This window comes from Acinetobacter sp. SFA, from assembly GCF_001647535.1.
Taxonomy (GTDB): Bacteria; Pseudomonadota; Gammaproteobacteria; order Pseudomonadales; family Moraxellaceae; genus Acinetobacter; species Acinetobacter pecorum.
The window spans coordinates 79,023-86,791 of record NZ_LSZI01000004.1; the positions used below are offsets into that span (position 1 = coordinate 79,023).

At 41.1% G+C, this 7,769-nt stretch carries 6 protein-coding genes and 5 tRNA genes; 9 read left to right on the forward strand and 2 right to left on the reverse strand.

Annotation, left to right across the window (positions count from 1 at the left end):
• The first annotated feature begins 5 nt into the window (after nucleotides 1-5).
• Nucleotides 6-965: a sensor domain-containing diguanylate cyclase gene (locus tag AY607_RS03445; protein ID WP_064101779.1), complete on the forward strand. Its 960-nt coding sequence runs from the start codon at nucleotides 6-8 to the stop codon at nucleotides 963-965.
• A 498-nt stretch (nucleotides 966-1,463) separates the two neighbouring features.
• On the forward strand, nucleotides 1,464-2,510 hold the full coding sequence (locus AY607_RS03455) for a hypothetical protein (protein ID WP_064101781.1): 1,047 nt from the start codon (nucleotides 1,464-1,466) through the stop codon (nucleotides 2,508-2,510).
• A 96-nt stretch (nucleotides 2,511-2,606) separates the two neighbouring features.
• Here AY607_RS03455 and AY607_RS03460 read toward each other — a convergent pair whose 3' ends face one another.
• Both AY607_RS03460 and AY607_RS03465 read right to left on the reverse strand, forming a co-directional pair.
• Nucleotides 2,607-3,020: a DUF6176 family protein gene (locus AY607_RS03460; protein WP_081408792.1), complete on the reverse strand. Its 414-nt coding sequence runs from the start codon at nucleotides 3,018-3,020 to the stop codon at nucleotides 2,607-2,609.
• A complete protein-coding gene (locus AY607_RS03465) occupies nucleotides 3,010-3,882 on the reverse strand; it encodes an ATP-binding protein (RefSeq protein WP_064095869.1) in 873 nt (290 codons plus the stop codon). The genes AY607_RS03460 and AY607_RS03465 overlap by 11 nt, the downstream gene beginning before the upstream one ends.
• 189 nt (nucleotides 3,883-4,071) lie before the next feature.
• Here AY607_RS03465 and AY607_RS03470 point away from each other — a divergent pair, with 189 nt between their 5' ends.
• The 7 genes from AY607_RS03470 to AY607_RS03500 all read left to right on the forward strand — a co-directional run bounded on the left by AY607_RS03470 (nucleotide 4,072) and on the right by AY607_RS03500 (nucleotide 7,769).
• Complete coding sequence (locus AY607_RS03470; protein WP_064101782.1) at nucleotides 4,072-5,583, forward strand: DUF3336 domain-containing protein; 1,512 nt, start codon at nucleotides 4,072-4,074, stop codon at nucleotides 5,581-5,583.
• Nucleotides 5,570-6,391 (forward strand): protein kinase domain-containing protein, encoded by an 822-nt coding sequence (locus AY607_RS03475; RefSeq protein WP_064101783.1) that lies wholly within the window; start codon nucleotides 5,570-5,572, stop codon nucleotides 6,389-6,391. Before AY607_RS03470 ends, AY607_RS03475 begins: the two co-directional genes overlap by 14 nt.
• A 107-nt stretch (nucleotides 6,392-6,498) precedes the next feature.
• A tRNA-Leu gene (locus tag AY607_RS03480) sits at nucleotides 6,499-6,583 on the forward strand.
• A gap of 35 nt (nucleotides 6,584-6,618) precedes the next feature.
• Nucleotides 6,619-6,692: transfer RNA gene (locus tag AY607_RS03485), tRNA-Trp, on the forward strand.
• Between the two features lie 39 nt (nucleotides 6,693-6,731).
• A tRNA-Leu gene (locus AY607_RS03490) sits at nucleotides 6,732-6,816 on the forward strand.
• A gap of 395 nt (nucleotides 6,817-7,211) precedes the next feature.
• Nucleotides 7,212-7,297: transfer RNA gene (locus AY607_RS03495), tRNA-Leu, on the forward strand.
• 387 nt (nucleotides 7,298-7,684) lie between these two features.
• Nucleotides 7,685-7,769, forward strand: a tRNA-Leu gene (locus AY607_RS03500).

Here is a 7,769-nt window from a genome sequence, read left to right on the forward strand (position 1 = left end):
TTCGGATGGAAAATATCAAATTTAAAAGTTTTCAGGATGCGGGACAGGCGGTATTGCAGTTTCTGCATAAGCATTTTGGCTTTGATTTATGGATGATCACCCGGGTAGAAGGTCTGGACTGGATCGTCCTGCAAACGGAAGACCATGGCTATGGCGTACAACCTCGACAAGTTTTTCAGTGGGCAGATTCCTTCTGCTTTCATATGGTGGCAGGTAAAGCGCCTAGAATTGCACCCCGTTCAGAAGTAATTCCTTTATATGCCACAGCGCCGATTAATCAGCAGGTCTGTATAAAATCTTATATTGGCCAGCCACTCGTTAAAGAAGATGGCAGTCTGTTCGGAACACTTTGTGCGATCGATCCTGAAATCAAATCAGAAGCTATTGTTCAAGATATGCAACTGGTCGAGTTGTTAGGGCAATTGCTCAGTTCGATTTTGCAGGCAGAGTTACGCCAGATTGAGCAGGTGCGACAGCGTGAATTACTCCAGGAAGAAGCCAGTAAAGATGAATTGACTGGATTGTATAATCGCCGTGCCTGGGACAAATTTCTGCGAGCAGAGGAAGAACGTTGCAAGCAATATGGTCATCCTGCTGCTGTATTATTTATTGACCTGAATGATCTGAAAAAAGTGAATGATAGTTTGGGGCATGAAGAAGGTGACAGGCTGATTCAGAATGCAGCTCAAGTGTTACGAGATAATGTGCGCATCAATGACATTGTCGCCCGTTTGGGTGGAGATGAATTTGTGATGCTCAGTGTGGAAAATGATAAAACGGGTGCTGAAACGTTGCTCGACCGTTTAATTGCTGCTTTTGCAGAAGCAAATATTGGCGCAGCAATTGGTCTGGCAATGCGTCATTCGAGTCAGGGTCTATTTGCAGCAATCGCACAAGCGGATCAGAACATGTTTGAATATAAACGCTGGAAAAAAGCCAGTGAAGCTGTGGCCTATCTTAAATAATTGATGCTTTGAATTTTCTGTAAATAAGCAAGAATTTTATAATATCGGAAGGGTCGTTTTCTATGGTCTAAAATCATCCTATCTTTCAATATTCTTCTTTGGACGCAGGTATAAAAAATAAGAAGAAATAAGCCTGATTCAGTGTAAAAAGAAAGATTAATACATCATTAACTTAATGATTACAAAATTAATAAGCTTTGTTGCAAAGTAAATTGATCTGATTGAAAGCACTATAAATTGGCTGTAAAGCAGTTGTAGTGAGGAGTTGTGATTAAAAAAGAGCCTCATTTCTTGTGGTCATTATTGTTTGAAATATACATTAAAATTACAGAACAAAAATTTACTTTGCTTAAAGTTAAAGCGCTATCAAGGGAAAAAGCTGGTTGCCAGGAAGAAATATCACCGGCAAGCAGAGCGTTCGAGCTGTTTGGTTTCGAGGTAGCTAATCTTTAGAAATAACCAGATAAAAATGCAAAGAAATTTCAGGGAATAAATTTTATGAAAAAGCAGATTTCTCTCTTTGGTGTGGCTCTTGTATCGGGTTTACTGAGTGCTTGTGGCGGAGGTGGTGGAAGTGGCTCAGATAATCCTACAGTCACTACCCCTCCAAATGTTCCGAAGGAAAGTATTTCCCCTGAGCTTTCAGAAGAGTTTGTCCCTTTCGAAGATCAGGATATTGTGGATAAAATTCGCGATAAAATTTCTGGAGATACCAGTAATGATACTGATTATAATGTTGCTCTAGGTCATATGATTGGTGAAGTTTTTGCAGATTATCCTTATGGGCGTACTGCACGTATCATCAAGATTTATAATCTGGGCATCAATAGTATTAAATACCCAAATCTGATCTGTTCAGAAGTAAATACCAATGGTGCAGTCAAGACTCTTAAATTAAAAACGGATAGAGAGAACTGTATTATTCTGGACAAGACTTATCGTAAAGGCTCCACTATTACTCAGACGGTGAATGGTGACACGACGACTTTAAGCTTTAGCAATGTCCGTTATGGTTCAAATGTAGATTTTAATCTCAAGGACGACTACCTGATTTCTGGCACAATTGTGCATCGAAAGACCAAAAATAACATGGGGCAATCCGAATCTTATCAAATCGATCAGTTAGAATTTCAGCGTATAGCCGAGGATGCTCAGGCGGGTACTTCTGGAACCGCGTTTGATACAAAGAGCAAAGAATATCTGCAGGTGCGTAATTATAATTACAGCCTGGTCGATGATTATGGCAGTGGCAGTAATGGGATTCGTACCTTAACCAGTCGTGGTACGATTATCGGTCAGCCTGATCTGGCAGATTATCGTTACAGTTTTGATTTTAATACCAGCACACCATTCAAAATGGATGAAACCGTTTTAAATAACTATAAGCATTTGCCAAAAGAGGGCGTGCTTAGAATTAAGGACAGCTATGATCAGGTAATTGAGGTCAAACAGAACCAGCCTGAATCGTTAAAGGCTACTGTTTATTTCAATGGCAGTGAAATTGATGACTTGCTGTGGTCTACTATTATTGGTAATAAACAATAATTCGAGAGGTCAAAAAAGCCCTGTATTGTCGGGGCTTTTTATTATTGATGGGGGTAGTCTTTATTACAAAACTTTTTAAATAGCCGTGCTAATAAATCAGGTAGCTGTAGCATCCAATAACAATTCAGCGGAATAAACAGCCTGCCATGACGCTTTAAACTGTTTGTGCACTTGGTCAATCGGAAAAGTACTGAATTTTGCAATATTTTTCGCTTTTTGAATGTTGTCGGCGCGCATATATGCAATCAAATAGTCCTGACCATGAAGTTGCAGATAAAACCAGGACTCGACATGAACCTGTTCAGCCTTAAGCGTCTCAATCACTTTGTCTTGACGTGCTTTTAAAGTACGCTGCCAGTCATGAACTTGCTGCATATGTAAGGGCTTAAGTTGAATGAGAACTGCACCGACATCCATAATTTTAATTTTCTTTTGAGTATCATTATTATATAAGTGATTTATATGAAAAAAGCGACCTGAACCGGTCGCTTTTAAGCTTTTAAGAGGCATTTAGTTGGGTTGAACCAATCCAGTGCTTGGAAAACTGATAGGCAGCGCGTCCTGAACGTTGACCGCGTGCCTGACACCAGCGTAGGGCTTCAGCACGGGTTTCTGGCGTGAGTTCCATGCCTGCCTTTTTAAGATAATGCTCTACAATTTCTAAATACAGATTCTGATCCATTGGATAAAAAGAGAGCCATAAGCCAAAGCGGTCAGACAGTGAGATTTTTTCTTCAATCGCTTCTTGCGGATGCAATTCGGTATATTGCGGAACATCAACCCGGGTAACGGGCGTATTTTCATGCATGAATTCGGGTAATAAATGACGACGATTACTGGTCGCATAAATCACAAAATTGCTGGAACCGGATTGTAAAGAACCATCCAGAACACTTTTTAAACTGCGATAATTTTCGTCTTCGGCATTAAAAGCCAGATCGTCACAATAAACAATAAACTTCTCTGGACGTCCGGCAATGAGTTGCTGGATTTGCGGTAAATCAGACAAATCATCCCGTTCAATTTCAATCAGGCGCAAGCCTTGCTCTGCATATTCAGTCAACAGGGCGCGAACAATAGAAGATTTACCCGTACCACGAGAACCCGTCAGCAAGACATCATTGGCAGGTAGGCCTTTTAAGAACTGCAAAGTATTCTGGATAACTTTTTCTTTTTGTCGCTCAATACCTTTTAAATCGGCCAGTTCTATCTGTCTGAGCTGATGAATGGGTTTGAGCTCACCATTTTGCCACTTATAGGCAAGCGCAGAAAAATCAGGATTTTTTTTCAGTTCGGGCAGGCTTTGCTGCAGCTGCTGCAGCACAGTTGAAAGGGTATTTAAAATATGGTCAGGTAACTCAATTTTTGCCATGATCTAAGCATACAGATTTAAAATTATGCCTAAGATAGTATCACTGCAAAATACACAGTCAAAGCCGGAAAAGTATGATAATTTGCTTAAAGTAGAGAATCTTCGTTATTGTAGAGGATAGAAAGTTTGGACAAATTTTCTGGCTCTGAGTACGAGCTGTATCAAGAATAAATATAGGGAAGAAGGCAGATGCTGTTTAAAGATTTTACTCAGGACATTAATCCACATCAGGCCTATCGTATTAAAAAGCTCAAGCAGCAGCTGCAACAGGCTGAGTCCTATGAAGAATGGAAATATATTGCCCTGAAAATAGATGAAGAATCAGGTGCGCAGGAATGGAAATTTGATAACAGCTCCCCGTATTTTGATGCAGAAGTAATTGCACATCGTCTGGGTAAATTAAGACGCTATCGACAACAAAAGCGTACCCGTGACCTGATGTATATTTTGCGTGAAGGCCTAAGTTACGATATTGCCAACATTGCCCATCCTCTGTTGTTCACTGAAGCTTACGTCGGTACCAAAAAAATTATTGAAGATTATGTCGAAGAAGTCAGCCAGAGCTTAGCCTATATTGCTTCAATAGACTGTACTTGCCTCAGTATTGAAGAAAAATTAGAGTATTTTCAGCATTGTCAGCGTGCTTATGGACAACCGGCCTTGATGTTTTCTGGTGGTTCAACTTTAGGTCTGTTTCATACGGGCGTATGCAAGGCCTTAATGGAGCAGGATTTATTACCAAAAGTCATGTCGGGTTCTAGTGCGGGCGCCATTATGACAGCCATGTTAGGAGTGTCCAAACCGTCACAATATGTCGATATACTAAAGGGACATAATTTCTTTCATGAGGCTTTTCATTTCCGCACAATGAGCGAATTGCTGAAAGGCAATGGTGGCCTGGCCGATGTAAAATATCTGAAAAAATTTCTGATCGAAAATCTGGGTGATCTGACCTTTGAAGAGGCTTTGAAAAACTCAGGCCTACATATTAATATTGCAGTTGCGCCTTATGATGGGGCACAGGACGCACGTATCATGAATGCCTATACATCTCCGGATGTGCTGGTCTGGAGTGCGGTGCTGGCCTCTTGTGCAGTGCCAATTCTGTTTCCACCTGTGCGTTTGACCAGCAAGCGTTATGACGGTCAATATACCCCTTATATGGGATCAACCCGTTGGGTGGATGGCAGTGTGCGCAGTGATTTTCCGCAGGAGAAAATGGCACGCCTGTATAATATCAATTATACCATTGCCAGTCAGACCAACCCGCATATCGTGCCATTTATGCAGGATGATATTTCACGTTTCCGTAAAGGTACCTTGAGCTGGCCGCAACGGATTGTTCGCCGGCAGGGCGCGGTGATTACCAAAGGTATGATGGATTTCGCCCGGGAACATGCGGGAAGTTTGCCTCCTGTACGCCGTCTTTTGGATCATGGCTATGGTGTGGTGGATCAGCGTTATTATGGTGATGTGAATATTGTCGGTAAATATAGCCTGCGCCACTATAGCTATATGTTGCAGAATCCAAGGCCGTATCTGTTTAAAATTTTACAGCGTGAAGGGGAGCGGGCTACATGGCCGAAAATTTCCCTCATCGAAACTCAGGAACGCGTGGGGAAAACTATTCAGCATTGTCTGGAACTGTTAAATTATCAGCATGCACCTGATCCAAAACCTGAATACATTGCCACGACTTAATTTAGATCATCTTGATACTTCTAATTTTGAACTGCGAACTAAAGCCCGCAGCTTGGGCTTTGGGCGGCGTTTGTATTATGCTGAAAAGCAGGCGCTCTGGCTAAAAACCCAAATACCGAATTTCTCTGATAGCTTAAAATTATCAACGCAGGCTGAAATGGGCTGGCAGCGTGAGCTGGATTTTTATCAGGTTTATGCCCGATCAAGTGAGCTAAATTTCTTCCTGCCCCATCAAATTATTCAACAACCTTTCAAGATCGGTCATGACCACTTTGAGCATGCTTTGATTCTGGTGGATGCACGGGCGCATTTTCAAGTCATGCCGCATCAGCAATCCATTACACAAATTCGACAGCATTTGCTGCAAGCTGTAGAGCCTTTAGTCTGCTTGCAGGAGCTGGGCTATTTACATGCGGATTTAAAGCAGGAGCACTTTGTAAATGATCAGGGCAGGGTATGCCTACTTGATTTTGAACATGTGCAGTCAATCTATCAGAATGATACCTATGAGCTGAATGCAACACCACGTTATATGGCGCCAGAACTTTTTCAAGGTCAGGCCAAGAGCCTGCAAAGTGAAGTTTATGCTTTAGGCGTGATTTTTTATGAATGGTTAAGCGGGCAGCGTTTACAGGCGACTGATTATCTGGATTGGGCGCTGTTGCATTGTCAGCGTCTAAAGATTGGGTTACCGGAAAGTTTACAGGTCTTTCAATGCTTATTAGAAGATATGCTATGCAAGCAACAACCGCATCGACTGACAGATTTCAAAGCGGTTAGATCCTACTTAATGACTGAAATTGAATGAGAAAAATACAATAAGACCGGGATTGTTTCTTATTTAATCAAACGGGTGCTTTTTTATGATAAACGGCTTGTCAGCTGGAAATGATCTCTATAATATACACAGCCATCGGGGACGTGGCGAAATTGGTAGACGCACTGGATTTAGGTTCCAGCGCCGCGAGGTGTGAGAGTTCGAGTCTCTCCGTCCCCACCAATCGATATTCGGGTAACTGGATATTGAATTGAAGTAGAGGATTGGTGTAATGGTAGCATGACGGTCTCCAAAACCGTTCGTCAAGGTTCGAATCCTTGATCCTCTGCCAAAGTTTGAAAGAAATCCAACACTAAGTTGGTACCCTGATGGGGACGTGGCGAAATTGGTAGACGCACTGGATTTAGGTTCCAGCGCCGCGAGGTGTGAGAGTTCGAGTCTCTCCGTCCCCACCATCATATTAAAGCAAGGCTAATGCCTTGCTTTTTTATTGCCTGAAATTTAAGTCTAATTTTTAGTGTGATATTTGCTGTGATAAGTAATGAACTTTAATGCATTCCAGGTTTCACTTCTTAAGTGAATGATTATTATCAGGGCATGACTGTAAAAATTCTAATATCAAAAATGATAAGCTGCGCGATCCCACTGCTTTTAAATTTCAATGGAGTGATCTTTCATTCGTTATACCCATCATTTTTATATAGAAGGGGATAAATTTAATAATAGGAATATAAGTAGGATGATATTTGCTCAATTGAAAGTTAACTGCTTAATTTTTGATATAAAAGCATTTAGATTCTTACAGAACTACTTGTGAATCAGGTCTAATCGCTATAATATACACAGCCATGGGGATATGGCGGAATTGGTAGACGCACTGTGTTCAGGTCGCAGCGCCTTCTGGGCGTGAGAGTTCGAGTCTCTCTATCCCCACCAAATATGAAAAACAAGGTATCTACCTTGTTTTTTTTTGCCTGCAATTTGCTAAGCCCAGTTTTATTTATTCTGTTTTCTATTTTTGGTTCCATATACTGCTTCAGATCTAATTTGCAATCAAAGAGGCAGTTTCAGCGTTCTGTTTAATAATGTTAATTAATATTAGAAATTCATTTGAGTTTTTATTTGGGATAGAGGAATTAAATAAAAACTTTTGAAGAAATAACGGACTTGTAGCTTGACCCTAAAAATAGGCAAATTTTCGACATCAGTTTTATAAAAAAATAAAAAATAAGCTTAACTGTTTATTTTATAGCGGAATAGACTGTTATTGCTTGTAAAATCACTTGTCAATGACGGTCTATCTCTATAATATACACAGCCATCGGGGACGTGGCGAAATTGGTAGACGCACTGGATTTAGGTTCCAGCGCCGCGAGGTGTGAGAGTTCGAGTCTCTCCGTCCCCACCA

Excerpts from the sequence above, each read along its gene's own strand:
- AY607_RS03445 (WP_064101779.1), top strand. The coding sequence starts at position 6 with ATGGAAAATATCAAATTTAAAAGTTTTCAGGATGCGGGACAGGCGGTA.
- AY607_RS03455 (WP_064101781.1), top strand. The coding sequence starts at position 1,464 with ATGAAAAAGCAGATTTCTCTCTTTGGTGTGGCTCTTGTATCGGGTTTA.
- AY607_RS03460 (WP_081408792.1), bottom strand. The coding sequence starts at position 3,020 with ATGCCTCTTAAAAGCTTAAAAGCGACCGGTTCAGGTCGCTTTTTTCAT.
- AY607_RS03465 (WP_064095869.1), bottom strand. The coding sequence starts at position 3,882 with ATGGCAAAAATTGAGTTACCTGACCATATTTTAAATACCCTTTCAACT.
- AY607_RS03470 (WP_064101782.1), top strand. The coding sequence starts at position 4,072 with ATGCTGTTTAAAGATTTTACTCAGGACATTAATCCACATCAGGCCTAT.